Below are 21,203 nucleotides of genomic sequence, written 5' to 3'. Positions count from 1 at the left end.
CGATGAATGCGCGCTGGGCGGGCCAGAGCGCGCCCAATTGTGGCAACCATCGCTATTTCGTAAAATGGAAAAAGATACGGCATGAAGGGATCGCGGTAACCCCTCACCGGCACCAATTCAGGCGAATGCACGCTGTGGGTGCATCGATTCGGGCGAGTATCGCCCGACGGCCGCTAGTTCCGCTTGTAGTCATCCTCGATGCGAACGATGTCGTCCTCGCCGAGATAGCTGCCCGTCTGCACCTCGATCAGCTCGAGCGGAATCTTGCCGGGGTTTTCCAGACGATGCGTGGCACCGAGCGGGATGTAGATCGATTCGTTCTCGTGGACGGTCTTGATCAGATCGTTGATCGTCACCTTCGCGCTGCCACGCACCACGATCCAGTGCTCGGAGCGATGGTGGTGCATCTGGAGTGACAGCCGCTCGCCGGCTTTCACCACGAGACGTTTCACCTGATAGCGCTCGCCATCCTCAAGAGCCTGCACAGATCCCCATGGGCGATGCACCTTGAGATGATCCTCGGTGACCTGCGGCGCCGTGACCTTCAGCTTCGCCACAAGCCGTTTCAAGCCGTTGGCATCCTTCTGGCGGGAGACCAGCACGGCGTCGTGCGTCGCCACCACCACGAGATCGTCAACGCCCTCCAGCGCCACCACCGGACCATCGCTGGCCACGTTGCAGTTGCGCGAGTCCTCGAACACCGCCACACCCTGCGCGGCATTGCCCTGCGCATCCTTGTCGGACAGCTCCCACACTGCGAGCCACGAGCCGACATCCGACCAGCCGCAGGACACCGGCACCACGGCCGCCTTCCTCGTCTTCTCCATCACGGCATAGTCGACAGAGATCGATTTTGCCTTCCCGAAAGCGTCCGCATCGAGCGTAAAGAAGCCGAGATCGCGGCCGGCCTTCGCCACAGCGCTGATGATGGTCTCGACACTATCGGCGTCGACACCACGATATTCATCGAGCAGCATCCCCGCCCGAAACATGAAGTTGCCGCTGTTCCAGAGATAGCCGGCCTCAATATAACCGGTTGCCGTCTGCAGGTCCGGCTTCTCGACGAATTTGGCGACGCTCTTCACCTTGTCAGAAAGCGACTGGCCTGGTGAAATATAGCCGTATTCGGTGGCTGGACGCTCCGGCTGAACGCCGAACGTCACAATGTGGCCGGCATCGGCAACCACCAGCCCAGCCCGGCACGCCGCCACGAAAGCCGGGACGTCGCGCACCACGTGATCAGCGGCAAGCGCAAGCACGACCGCGTCCTCATCGCGGGTTTGGGCGAACGCGGCACCGGCGGCAATGGCCGGGCCTGAATCGCGCCGCGCCGGCTCGAGCAAAATGTCTGCATCGAGCCCGATCTCGGCGAGTTGTTCGCGCACCATGAACCGATAGGCGGCACTCGTGATGACAATGGGACGATCGAACAAGCCAGTATCGGATACACGAATCACGGTGTCCTGAAAGGTCGAGCGCGGTCCGAACAATGGCAGAAATTGCTTCGGGCGCCCCTCACGCGACGACGGCCACAGGCGCGTACCGGCACCGCCACACATGATCAGGGGAATAATGCGCTTGCTCATCAGTCGCTCTCAACCCTTCGCGTTCAGATTACCGTAGTGGCTGCGATACCACGTCACGAATTGCCGAATCCCCTCCTCGATCGAGGTATCCGGTTTGAAGCCGACGTCACGCATCAGATCGTCCACATCGGCAAAAGTCTCAGGCACATCGCCCGGCTGCATCGGCAGCATCGTCTTGATCGCCTCAAGCCCTAGTTCCTTCTCAAGAACCGAGACCACATGCAAAAGATCCTCTGGCTTGTGGTTACCGACGTTGTAGATTCGCGCTGGCGCCTCGTCCTCGCTACCCGTCGGCACATGATCAATCAGCCGCCCGATAGCACCGACAACGTCGTCGACATAGGTGAAGTCGCGTCGCATGTTGCCGTGATTGAAGAGCTTGATCGGCTGCTTGTCGAGAATCGCCTTGGTAAACAGGAAGATCGCCATATCCGGCCGACCCCAGGGACCATAGACGGTGAAGAAACGCAGCCCGGTGGTCGGCAGGCGATAGAGATGGCTGTAGGAATGCGCCATCAACTCGTTGGCCTTCTTCGTCGCGGCATAAAGGCTGATCGGATTGTCTACCCTGTCGCTGACGGAAAACGGTTTCTTCTTGTTAGCGCCATAGACCGACGATGACGACGCATAAAGCAGATGTTCACAGCCATTGTGCCGGCATCCTTCGAGGATATTGAGAAAACCCTCGAGATTGGCATCGGCATAGGCGTGCGGCTGATCGATGGAATAGCGCACACCCGCCTGCGCAGCGAGATGAATGACAACAGGGAATTTGTATTCGCCAAACAGCGCCGAGATCGCGGGACGATCTGCCAGATTCGCTCTCACAAAGGTAAAGCGAGGCTGGCCCTCCAGCAGCTTCAGCCGCGCCTCCTTCAGCGCCGGATCGTAATAGCTGTTGACGCTATCGAGACCAACGACCGTTCGGCCTTCGGCCAGCAACTGCCGCGTCACGTGGAAACCGATGAAGCCGGCAGCACCGGTGACAAGGATGGGTTGTTCAGACATCGTGTCCCCAGACATTCGCCAGAAACCGCCATGTTGCATGACGATCCGTGTCGCATTCCATTAGCCATCCAGGCGATGATGTTGCAACACTTCGGCATCGCAGCATCCGATTGCGTCAGAAGCGCGGCCTTCGCCGCTAGCTATGCCATGAAAACAGGGTAAGAAGAGCCGCCGTGCATAACTCCGAACTATTTGTCTCATTGCGACCCAAATCTTCCCCGCAACGCATGTCTTTCCTGCGATCAATGTCATCCCGATGTCGTCATTCGAATTGATTACAACCTTCGTCGCTCTGGTTGTAGCCGCCGTTCTGTCCGCGGTTTGCATCAACGCTATTCATCCGCTGCTCATCCGCTATGCAATGGCGCGACCGAATGCCCGATCGTCCCACAAAGTGCCGACACCGCAAGGCGCCGGCATCGCGGTGATATCAGTCGCGCTGCTGGTTGCCGGGTGCTCGATTGCAAGTCTTTCCGTTTCAGCGACACCGGCGCTGTGGGTACTGTTCGGGGCAACGATCCTGATCGCGACCATCGGCGCGATTGATGATCTGCGTCCCATTTCCGTGACGCCGCGACTGCTGCTGCAAGCCGTCAGTATTGCCGCGATCCTGTTTGCTCTGCCCCCGACACTGCAGATTACACCGGACCTGCCTCTCTGGATCGAACGCGGCTTGCTGCTGCTGGCCGCACTCTGGTTCGTCAATCTCGTGAATTTCATGGATGGACTCGACTGGATCACAGTGGCCGAAGTGATTCCGATCACCACGGCGCTGGTGCTGATCGGCTTCTCCGGGCAACTGCCGTTATCGACGGCGCTCATTGCCGCTGCGCTTTGCGGCGCCACACTCGGCTTCGCGCCGTTCAATCGGCCCGTTGCGAAGATGTTTCTGGGCGACGTCGGCAGCCTCCCCATCGGGCTGTTGCTGGCCTGGTGCTTCCTGCAACTCGCCTATGCGCACCATCTGGCTGCCGCCATCCTGCTGCCGCTGTATTACCTTGCCGATGCGACCATCACCCTGCTGCGGCGGTTGGCAAAACGCGAACCGGTGTGGCTGGCCCATCGTTCGCACTTCTATCAGCGCGCGACGGACAATGGCTTCGCCGTGATCGAGGTGGTGCGAACGGTGTTCGTGCTCAATATCGGCCTGGCGGCCCTGGCCGGACTGTCGATCTATTTCCGCTCAGGCGTCGCCGACACAGCTCTGCTTGTCCTTGGCAGCATCGCCGTCGCCACGGCATTGCGGGCATTCTCGACGCCGCGCCGCTGACGCAGACTCACTGTGCCGCCGCCCGATATTCCGGCACCGCATCCTTCAGCGTCGCCACAGCGACCTCGTGTTGATCCGCCTCAATGGCTTTCCGCAAGATCGCGAGCCAGCTGTTCAGCGTCTCCAGCGGCAGTTCATTCGGGCGGGCAGCGACGATGCCGGCGATACCGATCTCGCTGGTTGGCTCCTGCTCGGCGAACAATATCTCGTTGAGCCGCTCGCCCGGTCGAACACCGGTGAACACGATATCGATGTCGTAGCCGGGCTGAAGGCCGGACAGCCGGATCATGCGGTCGGCGAGATCGACGATCTTCACCGGCTGTCCCATGCTGAGCACATAGACCGATGCATCCGCATGCTGCGCGTTCATCGCATGGGTTGCCGCGGTGACGACCAGATCGCAGGCCTCGCGGATGGTCATGAAGTAGCGCACCATATCGGGGTGCGTCACCGTCACCGGCCCACCGGCTTCGATCTGCGCCTTGAACTTCGGCACGACGGACCCATTCGACGCCAGAACATTACCGAACCGCACCGAGATTAGCCGCATGGGTGATTTGGCGTCACTGCCGCTGATGGCGTCGCCATCGAGCGCCTGGCAATACATCTCGGCAAAACGCTTGGTGAGGCCGAGCATCGACACCGGCTCGATTGCCTTGTCGGTCGAGATCATCACCATCGCATCAGCGCCCGATGCGAGCGCCGCATCGGCGACATTCACAGAACCGAAGATGTTGGTCTTGACACCCTCGCCCCAGTCACGCTCCAGGATCGGCACATGTTTCAGCGCGGCTGCGTGAAACACCGCATCCGGCTTGAAGGCGATCATCAATTGATGAATGCGCTCGCGGTCCCTGACATCGGCGATGCGGCCCTCGATCGCTGCGCTGGTGACTTTGGCCGCCAGCTTTTCCATAGCCGCATGAAGCGCCGGTTCTGAATTCTCGATAATGAGCAGCCGTGCCGCGCCGAACGTGATGACGCGGTCGCAGATCTCGTAGCCGATCGAGCCGCCACCGCCGGTCACGACGATCGCCTTGCCGCGCACGAAATTCTCCAGTCGGGCATAGTCGATCTTGACGCTCGGCCGCAGCAACAGATCCTCGACTGCCACCGGCGCCAATTGCGGCGTATCGCGGCTTTCCTCGAGCGACGGAATCCGGCTAACCGTCAGCCCGAGCTTGCGCGCACGCATCAATACCGACTCAGGTAACGCCTCTGCTTCAAACGCCGACGGCGTCATCACGATCCGTTCGATCGGGCGTTGCCGCGTGCTGAAGTCATCAACGACATTACCGAGATCATCGATGCCACCCAGGACCGGCACACCTCGGATCGCCTGTCCACGATCGGACATCGCCGGCGACAAGATGCCGACCGGCCACATGCGCTTGACGGCACCACTCTCAATACCGCGCAAGAACACCTCGGCATCGGCCGCACGACCAATCAGCAGTGCCGGCGACGCATCCATCGCGCGCGCCTGATTGCGCGTACGCGTATAACGGAAATAGCGATAGGCCAGTCGCGATCCGCTCAGAAAGAAGATCTGGATGAACCAGTAGATAATGATCGTTGTCTTGCCGAGGAAGAACGTGCCGTACACGTTCGGCGCCAGGAAGATGTAGTCGAGCACCAGAAGTGCGCCCGTCAGCACCGTGGATGCCTTGATGATATTCAGCAGGTCGGGCAGCGAAATGAAGCGCCACTTCGTCGTCGTCAGATTGAACAGGTAACAGACGAAAAAGCTGAAGACGACGAAATACGGCAGGATCTTCAGGAGCAGCGGCAGCCGATCCCACAGATTTTCGCCATCGAAACGCAGCACGAAGCTGAGAACGACCGCGGCCGCCGTGACGATGGCGTCATGCGTCGCAATCAGCCAGTTGCGGGCAGAAAACTGTGTGATGCGTGTCATGACTGTCCGCTGCGCGCGCGCTCGACCAGCGACGTCGTGCTGTGGCCTTGCAGGATATCGATCAGGATCACCTCTCCGCCGTTGGCGGCGACAACCTCATGGCCGACCACCTGCTCTCGCGTGTAATCGCCGCCTTTGACCAGCGTCGCCGGCGCGATCTGCGTAATCAGGTTCAGTGGGGTATCCTCTTCGAAAATCACGACCAGATCGACCGCTTCCAGCGCCGCAAGCACTTCTGCGCGGGCGCGTTCGTCCTGCACCGGGCGCCCCTCGCCCTTCAGACGCTTCACCGACGCGTCGCTGTTGAGGCCGACGATCAGGCGATCGCAAGTCGCGCGCGCTGCCGTCAGAACCTTTACATGACCGGGATGCAGGATATCGAAACAGCCATTGGTGAAACCGATCCGCAACTGCTGCTTGCGCCAGTCGGCCAGTTGCGCATCGAGCTCAGTCGATGCCACGATTTTCTCTTCAGCGGCCAGAAATGCATGCGGCAAAATCCGGCGACGCAGTTCGGACGGTGTGACCACCGCCGTCCCCTTCTTGCTGACAGCGACCGCTGCCGCGGCGGTTGCCGCGCGCAATGCCGCTTCCCAGTCTGCCCCGGCCGCCAGCGCTACAGCCAGCATCGCCGCCACCGTGTCGCCGGCACCCGAGACGTCGCGCACCTTGACCGGCAGCGCCGGCACATGGATGGGCTCGCCATCGCGCGGCACCAGCGTCATGCCATGCTCGCTCTGGGTCACCAGCATCGCGGCGCAGTCCGCCAGAATCATCGCTTCCTGCGCGGCGGTCGCGATGTTGATGTCGCTGTCTGCACGGCTGCGCGTTGCCTCGGCGAATTCCTTGCGGTTCGGCGTCAGCAAGGTCGCGCCGCGATAGATCGCAAAATTTGCGCTCTTGGGATCGACGATGACGCGCTTGCCGAGCTTCTTCGCCGCGTCGATGACGTTGCGGATCACCCGCGCGGTCAGCACGCCCTTGGCGTAGTCGGACAGCAGTACGATGTCGACACGCGCGAGCTGCGGCAGAATCGTATCGATCAATTGCTTCTCGATGACCGCAGACGCCGGTGTAGCCAGTTCCCAGTCGGCGCGCAGCATATGTGTTGAGAAATGCTCGGACACGAAGCGCACCTTGCGTGTCGTCGGGCGCGATGAATCCGCGACCAGCAATGTTTCGATCAGAGACTCCTGCGCGAGCGCATTCTTGAGCGTTGCACCGGCATCGTCCTCACCGACCAGACCGACAAAGATGCATTTCGCGCCGAGGGCTGCAATATTACGTGCGACATTGCCGGCGCCGCCAATATTGATCTCGCTGCGCTGGACCGCGATGACCGGCGCAGGCGCTTCCGGCGAAATCCGCGACACCTCGCCATAGACGAATTCGTCGAGCATCAGATCGCCGACGCATAGCACTGTCTGGTCGGCAATCGCGTGCGACAGGGCGTCGAAATCAAACATCACACCGGTACCTGTTGTGCCGTCAACGGAAGCGATCGGGCTGGTCGAGGAAGCCCTTCACATAATGCGAGACCGCATCTTCCAATGTTGTAAAACCGCCGTTATAGCCGGCGCCGCGCAACCGATCGACTTCGCTCTGCGTAAAGTACTGATAGCTGCCGCGAATCTGCTCGGGCATGTCGATATAGTCGATGTTCGGCCTGGTGCCGAGTGCAGTATAGGCAGCCAGCATCAGTTCCTTGAAGCTGCGTGCGGTTCCGGTGCCGACATTGAAGATGCCACTGACACTGGGCGACGCCAGCAGCCACATCATCACGCGGACGACGTCCTCGACATAGATGAAGTCGCGGCGCTGATCGCCATCGGCAATACCTTCGCGATGCGACTTGAACAGCTGGATGCCGCGGCCGGCCTTGATGTCGTCGAAGCGCCGCGCCAGCACGCTCATCATCGAGCCCTTGTGGTACTCGTTCGGCCCGAACACGTTGAAGAACTTCAGGCCGGCCCATTGCGGCGGCATCTTTTCGCCCTTGGCGACGCGCTCGGCCACCGCGAGGTCGAACAGGTGCTTGCTCCAGCCGTAGAGGTTCATCGGCCGTAGTTTTTTGAGTTCGGGAACGGTCTGCTCGTCGCGAAAGCCCTGCGCACCATCGCCATAGGTCGAAGCGGACGATGCATAAATCAGCGGCGTCGCATTGGCCGTGCACCAGTCCAGCAGGCGCATCGAGAGGCGGAAATTCGTCTCGATGACCAGATCACCGTCGGTCGCGGTGGTTTCCGAAATCGCGCCGAGATGAATGACCGCATCGAGCTTGCGGCCCTTCAGCCAGTCCATCAGCTCGGCTGGCGGCACTACATCTGCAAGTTGCCGCTTGGCAAGATTACGCCATTTTCCATCATGGCCGAGCACATCGCAGACGGCCACGTCCGCGCGGCCGGCGTCATTCAACGCGGCCACCACATTCGATCCGATAAAACCGGCTCCCCCGGTCACAAGCAGCATGAAGTCCCCGATCTCATGATTGACCCACCTTTGCCTCAACCCTGCCCCACAGGCAACTTGGGCAATGGGATGTTCGTCGCCGCCATGGGGACATGGTTGGAAACATCCCAAATGGCTTTACCTGTCCGAATGGAGCGGGTACCGACGTGAGCCGGATATAGCCCGCGGCAGAACAGCGAAGTCCTTGAAAGAATGAACGTAAATTCCCCATACCAGGGCGTGATGGTCGATCCGGACGATACCCGGCCGATCCTGATCGTGCCCTATATGTGGATCGGTGATTTCGTCCGGGGTCATACGGTCGTCCGGGTCTTGAAAGAGCGCTGGCCGAACCGGCCGGTCGATTTACTGGTGACCAGACTGGTCGCCCCGCTGGTCGACTACATGCCGGGCGTGCGCGCAGGCATCGTCTGGGACCTGCCTCGCAGCCAGCTCGCGCTCGCCAAGCAATGGGAACTGGCGGCCACCCTGCGCGCACGGAACTATGGCACCGCGCTGGTGATGCCGCGGACCTGGAAATCGGCTGTGGCACCCGCTCTGGCGGGCATCCCGGAGCGCATCGGCTTTGTCGGCGAGGCGCGCTTCGGCCTGATCAACCAGTGGCGCTGGGGCGAAAAGAAACTGCCGCGCATGATCGACAAGAAATGCGCGCTAGCGCTGCCGGACGGCACGCCACTGCCGCCGGAATGGCCGGTGCCCCAGTTCCGCGTGCCCGCCGACGAGATCGCGCGCTGGCGGCAGACCAATGGGCTGGGAACCGGTCCGGCGGTCGCGCTCGGTCCCGGCTCGGTCGGTTCCTCCAAGCGCTGGACCTATTATGCCGAGGCCGCAAAACTGCTGGTCGCGCGCGGGCTGGACGTCTGGGTCATCGGCGGCCCGGGCGAGAAGGACCTCGCCAACGAAATCATTGCCGCCGCCGGTCCCCGCGCTCGCGACCTCACCACGGGCGACCTGCGCAATGGCGTGATCGGCATGGCCGCCGCCAATGTCGCCGTGGCCAATGATTCCGGCCTGATGCATATTGCTGCGGCTGTCGGCACGCCGACCATCGGCATTTTCGGACCGACCAGCCCGCAGCTATGGGGTCCCCTCAATCCGCTGGCGGCCACCGTGCAGACCAAGACCATTGTCCCGTGCCAACCCTGCCACAGGCCGGTCTGCACCATGAACAACCACGCCTGCATGCGCGACATTCCGGCCGAAGACGTTGCCGGGATCATTCAAGGCGTGATGGCCGAGGCATCCAATAGAAGCGCGCAGATATGACGACCACGCAAACAAAGCCCGCAGCGTTTCTGGATCGCGACGGCGTTATCAATTACGACGACGGCTATATGGGCACGGCCGATCGCATCCGCTGGATGCCGAACGCGGCCAAGGCCATTCGCCGGCTCAACGATGCCGGCTATTTCGTCTTCCTGTTTTCCAACCAGTCCGGCGTCGCACGCGGTTATTTCACCGAAGACGAACTCAATACGCTGTTTAAGTGGATGCGCTCCGAACTCGCCGCACAAGGCGCCCGCATCGATGACGTCCGCTATTGCCCGCACCATCCGGCCGGATCAGTTGCGGGCTATCTGGAAGATCATCACTGGCGCAAGCCGAGCCCGGGCATGATCCTCGATCTGATGCAGCACTGGCCTGTGCAACGCAAAGGCAGTTTTGCCATCGGCGACCGCGATACGGATATCGAAGCGGCCAAGGCCGCGCATCTACCCGGCTTCCTGTTTGCCGGCGGTGACTTGGACGCGTTCGTTGCGGATATCCTGCAGGGTCAGAGCAGCCTGCGATAAACTTCCGCGATTCCGCGCGCTTCTGCATCGAGACTGAATTTGTCGAGCACACGCTGGCGTGCACGTTCACCCATGGCTGCAGGGGCATCGGGATCGCGCATCAGCGGCTCCAATGCCAGCATGAGTGCCACTGCATCGCCGGTCGGCACGAGCTTGCCGGTCACGCCCTCCTCGACCACGATCTCCGCGGCGCCCGCACGCGTTGCGACCAGCGCGGCCCCCGCCGACATCGCCTCGATCAGCGTCAGACCGAAGCCTTCATTGCGCGAAGTGAAAGCGTAGATCGTCAGGCGTTGATACCATCGCTCGACCTCTTCGATCGGCAACTCGCCGGTGATAACGATGCGCGACTGCAGACCGGCATCGGCGATCTTCTTCTTGAGGTCATTGGCAAAGCCGATCTGGTCCGGCGTGATTGCGCCGACGATGACGGCGATGAAATCGGGATAGCGCGGCAACAACTCGCACATCGTCTCGACAAACAGATCGGTGCCCTTCTGCGCGCGCACGCGGCCGAAGCAGCCGATTGCATAGCGCCCCGGTAGCTTCGCCTCGGCAAACGCCGCTCGGCGATCGATGGGCGGCGCGTAGCGGTCGGTATCCACACCATGCGTCACCACCGTCGCAGACCGTTTCAGATATGACGCGGAAATATCGCTCGTCGCGATGATGGCGTCCATCCGGCTGATCAGCCAGCGTGTGATCCAGGTATGATGGCGTTGCGCTGCCGAGGTGAAGAGCAGTTTCAGCGGCCACCCGAGCGCCTTGAGCAGAACGCCGACAATCATCTCGTTGTTGCGCCGCGCGTGCCAGATCACAGGCTTGCGGCGCAGCCACAATTTCATGAGGTCACCGATATCCATGCGCGCAATGCCGGCGGGCGCGTCGGATCCAAGCCAAGCCGCATCGAACATGTCTGCGAGTTTCGGCGCCACCATGCGATTGGTCGCCGTCACACCGGAGTAGCGCCAGTGCAGATTCGTGACGATCAGCTGCAGTTTATCGGCCGTTTTGCCCGCAATCGGCACAGGTGACTCCATTTCGCCCGATTTCCTATACGCAACATTAAGCATAGTGGCCAGTTGCCGGCCGTCGAAACCCACTCTTCATCCCGGGCGCGATAGCGTTCCCAAAACGGGAGAGTGAGTAAATCCAATGACCGTCCTTGTCACCGGCGGCGCCGGTTATATCGGAAGTCACATGGTCCATGCGCTGGTGGAAGCCGGCGAGAGCGTGGTCGTGATCGACAATTTGTCGACGGGCTTCTCAACATATCTCCCCGAGGGCGTTCCGCTGTTTATCGGCGATGTCGCTGATGAGAACCTTGTCGAGGGCGTCATTGCTGCCCATGGCATCGACGCCATCATCCATTTTGCGGGCTCTGTCGTCGTGCCGGAATCGATGCGCGACCCGCTTGCCTACTATCGCAACAACACGATGACGACACGCAACCTGCTCAGCGCGGCAGTGAAATGCGGCGTCAAAAAATTTATCTTCTCATCGACCGCTGCCGTCTACGGCAATCCCGATTTCACGCCGGTGGCAGAAGATGCCCCAACGCGTCCGCTGTCGCCTTACGGATCATCGAAGCTGATGACCGAGATCATGCTGCACGACATCGCACCGGCCTATGGCATGGAGTTTGTCGCGCTGCGTTACTTCAACGTCGCCGGCGCCGATCCGCAGGGCCGCACAGGCCTCGCCACCATGGGCGCGACGCATCTGCTCAAGATCGCCGTCGAGGCCGCCACCGGTCAGCGCAGCAAGATCGACGTATTCGGAACCGATTATCCGACGCCCGACGGAAGCTGCATCCGCGACTTCATCCACGTGAGCGATCTCGTCCAGGCCCACCGCGCCGCATTGAGCTACCTGCGCGAAGGCGGCGCATCCACAACCCTCAATTGCGGCTATGGCCGCGGCTATTCGGTGCTGGAAACCATCGAAGCCGTGCGCCGTGCATCGGGCCGAAATTTCGCGGTTCAATACGCCCCGCGCCGCGACGGCGACATCATGACCATGATCGCCGATACCACCCGAATCCGCGCGACGCTCGACTGGACGCCCCAATACGACGATCTCGAAACCATCGCCCGCCACGCGCTGGCCTGGGAAGAGAAGCTCGCCCGCGAGCGCCATGGCATCGAACTGATGGCGAAATCGGCCTGAGTAGTTAGATCAGCGCCGGCACTGCGTCGGCGTCTCGCCGAAACGCCGACGAAATCGCTGATTGAAGTATGAGATCTCGTTGAAGCCACTGGCTAGCGCGATTTCACTGATCTTCAGCCGATCACCCTGCTCGCTCGTCAGCAAACGCATTGCATGTTGCAGACGGCGCTCCAGAAGGCGTTCGGTGAAACTCGATCCGGTATCTTGCAGAAGGTCCTGGAGATAGCGCGGCGACAAATCCAACCGACGCGCGACCTGCCCCACTGAAAAATCCGGATCGGCGAAATGGCGGTCGATCTCAGCAATAATCTCCTGCGTTCGTGACGCGCGCAGACCGCGCATCGAAGCGAGTTGCGCGGCGTCACCGCGCGCGCCAAGCGCCAGCGCAGTCAGATCCAGGAGGGTCGTGCTGATATGGCTGTCGAGCTCCGAATCATGCGGCTCGCGCAAGAGATCGACAGAGATTTCGATGTAGCGCCGCAAATGGGCCACGACTGCGCGCCGTTCGTCGAGCGGCTGGATCAGGAGATCGTCGACATTGCCAATGAGGGGCAACAGGCGCTCCCTACTGACAGTCAGCGTCGTCGACGAAAAATTCGCATCCGACCGCAAATCGGCCGGACGTCCGTTTGTACCAATAAATGCGCGGTCAGACGACAAGGCCGTCTCGCGCCCCACCTGATCGACAACCAGCGTCCCCTCGCCTCGATGAAACATCAAACAGAAATCATCGTCCGGTCCGCGCGAGATTGCCGTTCTGGATCGCCGGATTCGACTGAACGTGCCGCCGAACCGGGTGACCCGCACATTCGAATAATCTGCCCAGTGCACGAACGCCGAGAACGGCCGATCTTCAGCACGTGTGATGTCCACGCAGCAGGTGAGCGCTTCCATGTTTTCGCACCACAGCGCGAATTTCTGGTGATCCGGTAATTCCGGACCAAACCCATCTGAGACGAAACTGGCTTGATGCATACGTCCAACTCGCTTCCGACCATTAGTGTAGCAGCACCAGACGATCTCATCACGCACGAATGCTCGTCAATGCAAAACGGAATCCTGCGACCGTATTGGTGTAGTGCGCATATGTGCTGTTGCGACAACGCCACATCGACGCGAAGTTTAGTGGCAGTGCGCGAGAACTAAAATCTGCTACGCGCATGAACAAGACCTCTCCGCCAGCCCTGTCATTGTGCACGTGGAAGCCGCGAGTCCCGGCATCATTCGCAGATGCCTTGGCTCGACGACACTTCACATGCGATCGCCGATGACGGCGATGCATCGGAAATCACTTGCCGCGCGCAAGAAACTGAGGGGCCTGATCATGAAGAGAGTATTCGCTGGCGCAGCACTGCTTATCGGTGCAGCCGTTCCTGCCGTTGCGGCCGACATGCCCTATCCGGTGAAGGCGCCAGTCGCGCCCGTCCAGGTGTTCTCCTGGACCGGCTTCTATGTCGGCGCCAATGTCGGTTTCGGCGGCGACAAGTTCGACTATCCGTTCCAGGCTACACAGCGGCAGTTGCAGGCCGAGGCAGCCGCGCTCGTTGCCAGCACCAACGGCAATTTCAGCCTGACCTCGAGCGGTTTCTTCGGCGGTGGACAGGCTGGCTACAACTATCAATACAACGGCGGCTTCGTCGTCGGCATCGAGACTGACTTCCAGTGGTCCGGCATCAAGGGCCGCTTCGAGGGCAATCAGACGCTGAACAATAACGGCGTGACCACGTCCGCAGCATTCGGCACCGGCTCCGAAGTCGAATGGTTCGGCACGATTCGCGGCCGGCTCGGCTATGCATGGGACCGCGTGTTCCTGTACGGCACCGGCGGCGGCGCCTATGGCCGGGTCAACACCAACGGGAACTTTACTCTGACCGGCCCGAATGGTGTGCTCGGCCAGGTTGCGGCGGTGTCAGCCGGCCAGACACAGTGGGGCTGGACCGCCGGCGCGGGCCTCGAATACGCATTCGCCCCGCAGTGGTCGTTCAAGACCGAATATCTCTATGTGGATCTCGGCCGGAGCACGCTGTTCTCCACCGCCGTCAACGACGTCGCCAATGGTTTCTCCTCCAACTCCAGCATCGCGGTCGATACCAGGTTCCACACCATGAAAGCGGGTGTGAATTACCGGTTCTGATCGGGTTACACCCCGCCAACCGGAAGCACGGCGCGTACCCGTCGCGTGCCGTGCTTTTCGAGAGATTCCGGGACAAAATCAACCCGAATCCGGCGGCAGATGCCGCCGGGCCAACGGGTTAACAAAGTCTTGGCAAGCCCGATTTTGGCTTGAAAAACCGCGATTTAACGGGCAATCAGGCGGCTGTTTCGCAAGCTGACCCTGACGCCTCGGCAAATCCCTGCCCGGCGCCGTCGCTGGACCGCGGATGGCCAAGATTACTCGCAAAGTCACTGACGATCCTTACGGCGCCTGGGCGCTGATCCGCCGCTTGGTCGCCGAACAGGCGGTCACCTATTGGCGGCGCTACCTCTTAGCCTTCCTGCTGATGGCCGTCTCCGCCGCCACCACCGCGGGCGCCGCCTACATGCTCGGCGAGGTCATCAACCAGGCCTATGTGGACAAGAGCATCGAGCGGATCGCGCTGTTCTCGGGTTTCGTGGTGGTGATCTTTCTGATCAAGGGCGCCTCGACCTACGGCCATACCGTCATTCTCTCGAAGATCTCCAACGCCATCGTCGCGAACAATCAGCGCCGGCTTTTTGCCAAGCTGATGAACGAGAGTATCGGTTTTTTCTCGGAGCGACATTCGTCGGAATTCCTGCAGCGGCTCACCGCCGGCGCCAATTCGGTGACCCAGGTGCTCAGCCTGCTGATCAACGCCGTCGGCCGCGATCTGCTGTCGCTGATCGCGCTAGTCGGCGTGATGGTGATGCAGGATCCCTATATGGCGCTGTTCGGTTTCCTGGTCGCGCCGCCCGCGATGCTGGTGCTGCGCAAGCTGGTCCGCCGCATCAAGGGGCTCGCCCGCAACCAGTTCACCGGCACCACCGAGATTCTGGAAGTGATGCAGGAATCGCTGCAGGGCATCCGCACGGTGAAGGCCTTCACGCTCGAACAGACCATGCAGCAACGCATGGAAGCGAGCATCACGGCCGTCGAGCAGAACGCCAACAAGATGGCGCGTGTTTCCAGCCGCTCCAGCCCACTGATGGAAACCCTCGGCGGCTTCGCCATCGCGGCGTCGCTGATGTATGGCGGTTATCGCGTGGTGGCGATGGGCGCGACACCCGGGCAATTCTTTTCCTTTGTCACCGCCTTCCTGCTGGCCTATGAGCCGGCGAAGCGGCTGGCGCGGCTGAACATCGATCTCAACAGTCAGATCATTGGCGCGCATACACTGCTGGAGATCGTGGACAGTCCGGCTTCCGAGCCGAATGACGACCACAAGCCGGCGCTCAAACTGACCGATGCGCGCGTCGAGCTGCATGACGTGACGTTCCGCTATCGCCCCAACGAGGTCGTGCTCAACCGCATGAGCTTCGTCGCCGAGCCCGGCAAGGTTACCGCGCTAGTCGGTCCGTCCGGCGGCGGCAAGTCCACGGTGCTGGCACTGCTACTGCGACTCTACGAAGTCAGCGAAGGCGACATCACCATCGACGGCCAGTCGATCGGCCAGGTGTCACGGCGCTCGCTGCGTGGCCAGACGGCCTATGTCGGCCAGGACGTCTATCTGTTCCGCGGCACGATCCGCGAGAACATCGCCTTCGGCAAACCGGGCGCCACGGAAGACGAGATCGTCGCGGCAGCCAAGGCCGCCTGCGCGCATGATTTCATCATGGGCTTCCCGCTCGGATACGAGACGCCGGTCGGCGAGCATGGCGCACAACTCTCCGGCGGCCAGCGCCAACGCATCGCCATTGCGCGCGCGCTGGTGAAGAACGCGCCGGTCATCCTGCTGGATGAAGCTACCGCAGCGCTGGATTCCGAATCCGAAAAATCGGTGCAGGAAGCCATCGAGCATCTCTGCCAGAATCGTACCACGATCGTCATTGCGCATCGCCTGCACACCATCATGCATGCCGACGCCATTCTTGTGGTCGAGGGTGGCGAGATCGTCGAGCGCGGCCGCCACGACGACCTGCTGCGCCGTGGCGGACGCTACGCGTCGTTCTTCCGCTTGCAACATCGTGATGCTTCGCCGCTGGCACCGCTTCATGCGTCCGCGTAAGACTTGCTTCTGTTTTCTGCCGCGCAAGCGCGGCATCCGTTTTGATCCCAGCCTTCACAACCAGCCCGAGAGCCGTCCATGACCGCATCGTTCGTTATCGCCCCTCCGCCGCAGGCCGCCATCGCCGTTCAGGGCGAGACTTCGAAATTCCCGGTGCGCCGTGTCTGGTGCGTGGGACGCAACTATCTCGAGCACATCCGCGAACTCGGCAATGATGAACGCAACCCTCCCTTCTTCTTCGCCAAGCACGCCGATATGATCGTACCGGATGGCAGCGAGATCCCCTACCCGACACTGACCAAGGACATGCAGCACGAGGTCGAACTCGTTGTCGCGCTGAAGAGCGGCGGCCTCAACATCTCGCCGGAAAAGGCACTCGATCACGTCTGGGGCTATGGCGTCAGCGTCGATCTCACCCGCCGCGACCTCCAGACCATCTCGCGCAAGAAAGAGCAGCCCTGGGAAATCGGCAAGTCGTTCGACATGTCGGCGCCGTCAGGCGCGCTCGTCCCCGCTTCGAAGGTCGGCCACCCCTCCAAGGGTAAGATCTGGCTCTCGGTGAACGGTACCGAACGCCAGAAGGGCGACCTGTCCGAGATGATCTGGAACATCGCCGAGATCATTTCCAAGCTCTCGCTGCAGGTCGAACTCGGCGCCGGCGACGTCATCCTGACCGGCACCCCTGCCGGCGTGGCGGCGCTTCAGCCGGGCGACAAGGTCGAATGCGGCGTCGATGGCATCGGCACCTTGAAGTTCGAAATCACCAAACCCAAGTAAGTCAGGCACGCCTTTACTGCGAAAGGCCGCGCGTCACGCGCGGCCTTTTTCGTTTCAGCGCTCGTCAGGGAAACCGCTCATGCCTCTCGAACTCGGTCTCGATACATTTGGCGACGTCACACGCGGTGCGGACGGCGAGATGCTGTCGCACGCACAGGTGATCCGTAACGTCATCGATGAAGCGGTGCTGGCCGACCAGCTTGGTGTCGATTTCTTCGGTGTCGGCGAGCATCACCGCGCCGACTTCGCCGTATCCGCGCCCGAAGTCGTGCTCGCGGCCATCGCCGCACGCACCAAGCGTATTCGCCTCGGATCCGCCGTGACCGTGCTGAGCTCCGACGATCCGATCCGCGTTTTCCAGCGCTTTGCCACCGTGGATGCCGCATCGAACGGCCGCGCCGAGGTCATCCTCGGCCGCGGCTCGTTCACCGAATCCTTCCCGCTGTTCGGCTTCAAGCTCGACCAGTACGAGACGCTGTTCGAGGACAAGCTCGATCTGTTCGCAGCGCTGGCGTCCGAGTCGGAAGTGACCTGGAGCGGCACGACCCGCCCGCCGCTCACCAATCAGCGCGTCTATCCGCCCGTCGAGACCGGCACGCTCAAGACCTGGATTGGCGTCGGCGGCAGTCCTGAGTCAGTCGTTCGCGCGGTGCGCTATGACATGCCTCTGATGCTGGCGATCATCGGCGGCGAGCCGGAGCGGTTCAAACCCTATGTCGATCTCTATCATCGCGCCTACGCACAGATTGATCGACCGGTGAAGCCGATCGGCGTGCATTCGCCGGGCTATGTCGCCGCCAGCGACGAGCAGGCGCGCGAAGAACTGTGGTCCGACTACAAAGCAATGCGCGATCGCATCGGCAAGGAGCGCGGCTGGCCACCGATGCAGCGCCGCGAATTCGATCAGGAAGCCGAACACGGCTCGCTCTATGTCGGATCCCCAGAGACAGTCGCGAAGAAGATCGCGAAGACAGCGAAAGCCCTCGGCATCTCGCGCTTCGACCTGAAATACAGCGCCGGCCCGCTACCGCACGAAAAGCTGATGACATGCATCCAGCTGTATGGACGCGAGGTTATTCCAATGGTGCGGGAGATGTTGGGCTGAGGTGAAACGGGGTCTCCTCAGCCGTCATTGCGAGGAGCCCCTGCGACGATGCAATCCAGTCTTCTTTCGTTTGTGGAAACGAAGAACTGGAATGCCGCGGCACAATGACGGTTGATGGGTTAGTGCTAATAGCGAGCTCGCAGTCGGATCAGCGAAGCGACATCCGGGGTCGGCGTTTCAGAGATCTCGACAGCCCCGCATATCGTTTGGCTCATGCTGGCTACAACTCAGGCGGGCTACGGCTGTCGTGTTGCCAAAACGAAGAACGTGTACTACAATTATATTCAACCTTAAGTTTTTAGGCATTGTGTAGTCAAGGAGGCGCCCGATGGGCTCCAAGTTGAAATGTGCCTTGTGCTGTGCAGTACTGATGGCGATCGGCGGCAATGCTTCCGCCGCCGATATGCTGGTCAAGACCCCTCTGTATGCCAGCGTGTGGATCAATCCGATCCTGATCGCCAATACGCAGGTCGGCTTGGGGATCGTGGGACATCGCGTTGACTATTACGAGACCACGCCGACAATTCCGCGATTTAGCAGTGAACATGGCTGGCTACCCGGTCTTCAACTTGGGCTGTCTGCCATGGGGTCGATGGGCGATGTGACAAACATCTACGTCATGGGCGCGTTTACATGGATCCAAGGACGGACCGAGTACGGGGCATCGGGCGGTCCCGTGATCGCGGATCGCAGCGGCGCCGATATCAGGACTTTGGACATTCGACTCGGAAAGGGCTTCGACGTCGCAGCCAATTGGACGGTCACCCCCTATCTCGGAGCAGGCTATCGCAGCTGGGACCGCGACCTTAGCAACAGATCTGGACCATTCGGATATAGCGAACTTTACGAGCACGGCTATGTCGGCGGAGGCTTGCTGGTTCAGTGGGCTGCGACCGATCGGATAGTTCTGTCTGCCTCCGGTTTGGTCGGGACGACACTCGCCCCGAAAATGGCGACTTCGTTCAACGGTGGCGCGCTGATCGATCCGTTGACCTATGACCTCGGCAGTTCGGCCGTCTACATGGCTGGGCTCTCAGCGGACTACGCCATCACGCGAGAATGGCATGCCAACGCCGGCGTCGACTTTCTGAGCTTTCGATATGGCGCGTCGGCCGTGGCACTCGACGGCTCGCTGGAACCAGATAGCCGGACGTCTAACTGGACCCTGAAGGCCGGCTTTGGCTACAGCTTCTATAAATCACCAGCGATCGCAGCGAACTACTGACTGTCGGAACCTGCAAACGAAGGAAGTGCGTAGCCGGATGAGCGCAGCGACATCCGGTGCAAGATAACTCCGTCCTCATTGTGAGGAGCGCGCTCTTCGCACGCGTCCATGATGCGTTTGTCTCCATCCTTCGAGACGCGGTCCAAGACGACCGCTCCTCAGGATGAGGGCCCAAGCTTGTATCGAACATCAACAAAAAGCCCCGGATCGCTCCGGGGCTTTTCTTATTCAGTTCGTCACGCCGAACTCAGTAGCGGTAGTGATCCGACTTGAACGGGCCTTCCTGCTTCACGCCGATATAGTCGGCCTGGTCCTTGCGCAGCTTGGTCAGGTTCACGCCGATCTTGGCGAGATGCAGCATCGCCACCTTCTCGTCGAGCGACTTCGGCAGCACATAGACTTCCTTCTTGTACTTGCCGTCCTTGTTGTTGGCATAGAGTTCGATCTGCGCCAGCGTCTGGTTGGTGAAGGATGCCGACATCACGAAGGACGGGTGACCCATGGCATTGCCGAGGTTCACGAGGCGGCCTTCCGACAGCATGATGATGCGGTGACCGTCGGGGAACGTGATTTCGTCGACCTGCGGCTTGATGTTGTCCCACTTCAGGTTCTTCAGCGACGCGATCTGGATCTCGTTATCGAAGTGACCGATGTTACAGACGATGGCACGATCCTTCATCGCGCGCATATGCTCGATGGTGATGATGTCCTTGTTGCCGGTCGCGGTGACGAAGATGTCGGCCTGGGGCGCGGCATCTTCCATCGTAACGACCTGGTAGCCTTCCATCGCCGCCTGCAGCGCGCAGATCGGATCGACTTCGGAGACCATCACGCGGCAGCCAGCCTGGCGCAGCGAAGCGGCCGAGCCCTTGCCGACGTCGCCGAAGCCGGCGACCATCGCGACCTTACCCGACATCATCACGTCGGTGCCGCGGCGAATGCCGTCGACCAGCGATTCACGGCAGCCATAGAGGTTGTCGAACTTCGACTTGGTGACGGAGTCGTTGACGTTGATCGCGGGCCACAGCAGCGTGCCAGCCTTCTGCATGTCGTACAGGCGATGCACGCCCGTGGTCGTCTCTTCCGAGACGCCCTTGATGCTCTCGGCAATCGCCTTGAAATAGCCCTTCGGCTTTTCCTTGAGCTGCTTCTTGAGCAGCGCGAAGAACACTTCCTCTTCTTCCGAAGCGGGCTTGTCCAGGAACGCCGTGTCGCCGTTCTCTGCCTTGAGGCCGAGATGGACATACATGGTGGCGTCGCCGCCGTCATCGAGGATCATGTTGGGGTGACCGCCGCCATGCCAGTCGAACAGTTTTGCGGTGTAGTCCCAGTATTCGGTCAGGGTTTCACCCTTGATGGCGAACACCGGAATGCCGGCAGCGGCGATCGCGGCTGCGGCGTGATCCTGGGTCGAATAGATATTGCACGAGACCCAGCGGATGTCGGCGCCGAGTGCCTTCAGCGTCTCGATCAGCACGCCGGTCTGGATGGTCATGTGCAGCGAGCCGGCGATGCGGGCGCCCTTCAGCACCTGCTTCGGGCCGTATTCCTCGCGGGTGGCCATCAAGCCGGGCATCTCGGTCTCGGCGATCGAGAGCTCCTTGCGGCCGAAGGCGGCTAGGTTGATGTCTTTGACGATGTAGTCGGTGAAACCGTTGGGGGCGGTCATATTTGAATCCTTGTTCCTATAGTGCGAGAG

General features: G+C 61.0%; 17 protein-coding genes. 9 read left to right on the top strand and 8 right to left on the bottom strand.

Going from position 1 to position 21,203, the window contains the following annotated elements; genetic code table 11:
* Window positions 1–173 precede the first annotated feature (173 nt).
* Together AC1DUY_RS12435 and AC1DUY_RS12430 are read right to left on the bottom strand one after the other, a co-directional pair.
* Window positions 174–1,586: a mannose-1-phosphate guanylyltransferase/mannose-6-phosphate isomerase gene (locus tag AC1DUY_RS12435; protein WP_478114553.1), complete on the bottom strand. Its 1,413-nt coding sequence runs from the start codon at window positions 1,584–1,586 to the stop codon at window positions 174–176.
* A gap of 9 nt (window positions 1,587–1,595) precedes the next feature.
* On the bottom strand, window positions 1,596–2,594 hold the full coding sequence (locus AC1DUY_RS12430; RefSeq protein WP_439068185.1) for an NAD-dependent epimerase: 999 nt from the start codon (window positions 2,592–2,594) through the stop codon (window positions 1,596–1,598).
* 256 nt (window positions 2,595–2,850) lie between these two features.
* Here AC1DUY_RS12430 and AC1DUY_RS12425 point away from each other — a divergent pair, with 256 nt between their 5' ends.
* A complete protein-coding gene (locus AC1DUY_RS12425; protein WP_478114551.1) occupies window positions 2,851–3,864 on the top strand; it encodes an MraY family glycosyltransferase in 1,014 nt (337 codons plus the stop codon).
* Between the two features lie 7 nt (window positions 3,865–3,871).
* On the opposite strand, the gene AC1DUY_RS12420 is transcribed toward AC1DUY_RS12425, so the two are convergent.
* Genes AC1DUY_RS12420 through rfaD form a run of 3 tightly spaced genes read right to left on the bottom strand, consistent with a single transcriptional unit; the run spans window position 3,872 to window position 8,251 of the window.
* Complete coding sequence (locus tag AC1DUY_RS12420) at window positions 3,872–5,782, bottom strand: SDR family NAD(P)-dependent oxidoreductase (protein ID WP_439068183.1); 1,911 nt, start codon at window positions 5,780–5,782, stop codon at window positions 3,872–3,874.
* A complete protein-coding gene (rfaE1, locus tag AC1DUY_RS12415) occupies window positions 5,779–7,248 on the bottom strand; it encodes a D-glycero-beta-D-manno-heptose-7-phosphate kinase (protein WP_478114549.1) in 1,470 nt (489 codons plus the stop codon). The genes AC1DUY_RS12420 and rfaE1 overlap by 4 nt, the downstream gene beginning before the upstream one ends.
* A gap of 22 nt (window positions 7,249–7,270) precedes the next feature.
* Complete coding sequence (gene rfaD / locus AC1DUY_RS12410; RefSeq protein ID WP_478114547.1) at window positions 7,271–8,251, bottom strand: ADP-glyceromanno-heptose 6-epimerase; 981 nt, start codon at window positions 8,249–8,251, stop codon at window positions 7,271–7,273.
* A gap of 192 nt (window positions 8,252–8,443) precedes the next feature.
* Here rfaD and waaF point away from each other — a divergent pair, with 192 nt between their 5' ends.
* Both waaF and AC1DUY_RS12400 read left to right on the top strand, forming a co-directional pair.
* Window positions 8,444–9,517 carry a lipopolysaccharide heptosyltransferase II gene (waaF, locus tag AC1DUY_RS12405; protein ID WP_478114545.1) on the top strand — a complete coding sequence of 358 codons (1,074 nt, stop codon included), beginning with the start codon at window positions 8,444–8,446 and terminating at the stop codon, window positions 9,515–9,517.
* Window positions 9,514–10,044 carry a D-glycero-alpha-D-manno-heptose-1,7-bisphosphate 7-phosphatase gene (locus AC1DUY_RS12400; protein WP_439057847.1) on the top strand — a complete coding sequence of 177 codons (531 nt, stop codon included), beginning with the start codon at window positions 9,514–9,516 and terminating at the stop codon, window positions 10,042–10,044. Before waaF ends, AC1DUY_RS12400 begins: the two co-directional genes overlap by 4 nt.
* On the opposite strand, the gene AC1DUY_RS12395 is transcribed toward AC1DUY_RS12400, so the two are convergent.
* Window positions 10,026–11,084, bottom strand: a complete 1,059-nt coding sequence (locus AC1DUY_RS12395; RefSeq protein ID WP_478114542.1) for a glycosyltransferase family 4 protein — start codon at window positions 11,082–11,084, stop codon at window positions 10,026–10,028. The two genes, AC1DUY_RS12400 and AC1DUY_RS12395, sit on opposite strands and share 19 nt — an antisense overlap.
* 115 nt (window positions 11,085–11,199) lie before the next feature.
* On the opposite strand from AC1DUY_RS12395, the gene galE reads away from it, so the two are divergent.
* Entirely contained in the window at window positions 11,200–12,213 is a 1,014-nt protein-coding gene (gene galE, locus AC1DUY_RS12390; RefSeq protein ID WP_175366707.1) for a UDP-glucose 4-epimerase GalE, read from the top strand.
* A 9-nt stretch (window positions 12,214–12,222) separates the two neighbouring features.
* Here galE and AC1DUY_RS12385 read toward each other — a convergent pair whose 3' ends face one another.
* Window positions 12,223–13,245, bottom strand: coding sequence for an AraC family transcriptional regulator (locus tag AC1DUY_RS12385; RefSeq protein WP_478114540.1), 1,023 nt, complete (start codon window positions 13,243–13,245; stop codon window positions 12,223–12,225).
* A gap of 292 nt (window positions 13,246–13,537) precedes the next feature.
* On the opposite strand from AC1DUY_RS12385, the gene AC1DUY_RS12380 reads away from it, so the two are divergent.
* The 5 genes from AC1DUY_RS12380 to AC1DUY_RS12360 all read left to right on the top strand — a co-directional run bounded on the left by AC1DUY_RS12380 (window position 13,538) and on the right by AC1DUY_RS12360 (window position 19,504).
* Window positions 13,538–14,347 (top strand): outer membrane protein, encoded by an 810-nt coding sequence (locus tag AC1DUY_RS12380; protein ID WP_478114538.1) that lies wholly within the window; start codon window positions 13,538–13,540, stop codon window positions 14,345–14,347.
* Window positions 14,348–14,594: 247 nt separating this feature from the next.
* Entirely contained in the window at window positions 14,595–16,397 is a 1,803-nt protein-coding gene (locus AC1DUY_RS12375; protein WP_093761976.1) for an ABC transporter ATP-binding protein, read from the top strand.
* 78 nt (window positions 16,398–16,475) lie between these two features.
* Window positions 16,476–17,174: a fumarylacetoacetate hydrolase family protein gene (locus AC1DUY_RS12370; protein ID WP_231077432.1), complete on the top strand. Its 699-nt coding sequence runs from the start codon at window positions 16,476–16,478 to the stop codon at window positions 17,172–17,174.
* Between the two features lie 79 nt (window positions 17,175–17,253).
* Window positions 17,254–18,279 (top strand): LLM class flavin-dependent oxidoreductase, encoded by a 1,026-nt coding sequence (locus tag AC1DUY_RS12365; protein ID WP_478114535.1) that lies wholly within the window; start codon window positions 17,254–17,256, stop codon window positions 18,277–18,279.
* Between the two features lie 370 nt (window positions 18,280–18,649).
* Window positions 18,650–19,504, top strand: coding sequence for a hypothetical protein (locus AC1DUY_RS12360; RefSeq protein WP_478114533.1), 855 nt, complete (start codon window positions 18,650–18,652; stop codon window positions 19,502–19,504).
* 247 nt (window positions 19,505–19,751) lie between these two features.
* Here the strand turns inward: AC1DUY_RS12360 and ahcY are convergent, their stop codons facing one another.
* On the bottom strand, window positions 19,752–21,173 hold the full coding sequence (ahcY, locus tag AC1DUY_RS12355; RefSeq protein WP_320443641.1) for an adenosylhomocysteinase: 1,422 nt from the start codon (window positions 21,171–21,173) through the stop codon (window positions 19,752–19,754).
* Window positions 21,174–21,203: the final 30 nt, after the last annotated feature.

The sequence above is a fragment of the Tardiphaga sp. P4_G1 genome, from assembly GCF_056401215.1.
This window is presented reverse-complemented; position numbering and strand designations above follow the sequence as displayed.

Coding starts and splice junctions, on each gene's coding strand:
- waaF (WP_478114545.1), top strand. CDS start 8,444: ATGAACGTAAATTCCCCATACCAGGGCGTGATGGTCGATCCGGACGAT.
- rfaE1 (WP_478114549.1), bottom strand. CDS start 7,248: ATGTTTGATTTCGACGCCCTGTCGCACGCGATTGCCGACCAGACAGTG.
- AC1DUY_RS12380 (WP_478114538.1), top strand. CDS start 13,538: ATGAAGAGAGTATTCGCTGGCGCAGCACTGCTTATCGGTGCAGCCGTT.
- ahcY (WP_320443641.1), bottom strand. CDS start 21,173: ATGACCGCCCCCAACGGTTTCACCGACTACATCGTCAAAGACATCAAC.
- galE (WP_175366707.1), top strand. CDS start 11,200: ATGACCGTCCTTGTCACCGGCGGCGCCGGTTATATCGGAAGTCACATG.
- AC1DUY_RS12370 (WP_231077432.1), top strand. CDS start 16,476: ATGACCGCATCGTTCGTTATCGCCCCTCCGCCGCAGGCCGCCATCGCC.
- AC1DUY_RS12435 (WP_478114553.1), bottom strand. CDS start 1,586: ATGAGCAAGCGCATTATTCCCCTGATCATGTGTGGCGGTGCCGGTACG.
- AC1DUY_RS12400 (WP_439057847.1), top strand. CDS start 9,514: ATGACGACCACGCAAACAAAGCCCGCAGCGTTTCTGGATCGCGACGGC.
- AC1DUY_RS12365 (WP_478114535.1), top strand. CDS start 17,254: ATGCCTCTCGAACTCGGTCTCGATACATTTGGCGACGTCACACGCGGT.
- AC1DUY_RS12420 (WP_439068183.1), bottom strand. CDS start 5,782: ATGACACGCATCACACAGTTTTCTGCCCGCAACTGGCTGATTGCGACG.
- AC1DUY_RS12430 (WP_439068185.1), bottom strand. CDS start 2,594: ATGTCTGAACAACCCATCCTTGTCACCGGTGCTGCCGGCTTCATCGGT.
- AC1DUY_RS12395 (WP_478114542.1), bottom strand. CDS start 11,084: ATGGAGTCACCTGTGCCGATTGCGGGCAAAACGGCCGATAAACTGCAG.
- AC1DUY_RS12360 (WP_478114533.1), top strand. CDS start 18,650: ATGGCGATCGGCGGCAATGCTTCCGCCGCCGATATGCTGGTCAAGACC.
- AC1DUY_RS12375 (WP_093761976.1), top strand. CDS start 14,595: ATGGCCAAGATTACTCGCAAAGTCACTGACGATCCTTACGGCGCCTGG.
- rfaD (WP_478114547.1), bottom strand. CDS start 8,251: ATGCTGCTTGTGACCGGGGGAGCCGGTTTTATCGGATCGAATGTGGTG.
- AC1DUY_RS12425 (WP_478114551.1), top strand. CDS start 2,851: ATGTCGTCATTCGAATTGATTACAACCTTCGTCGCTCTGGTTGTAGCC.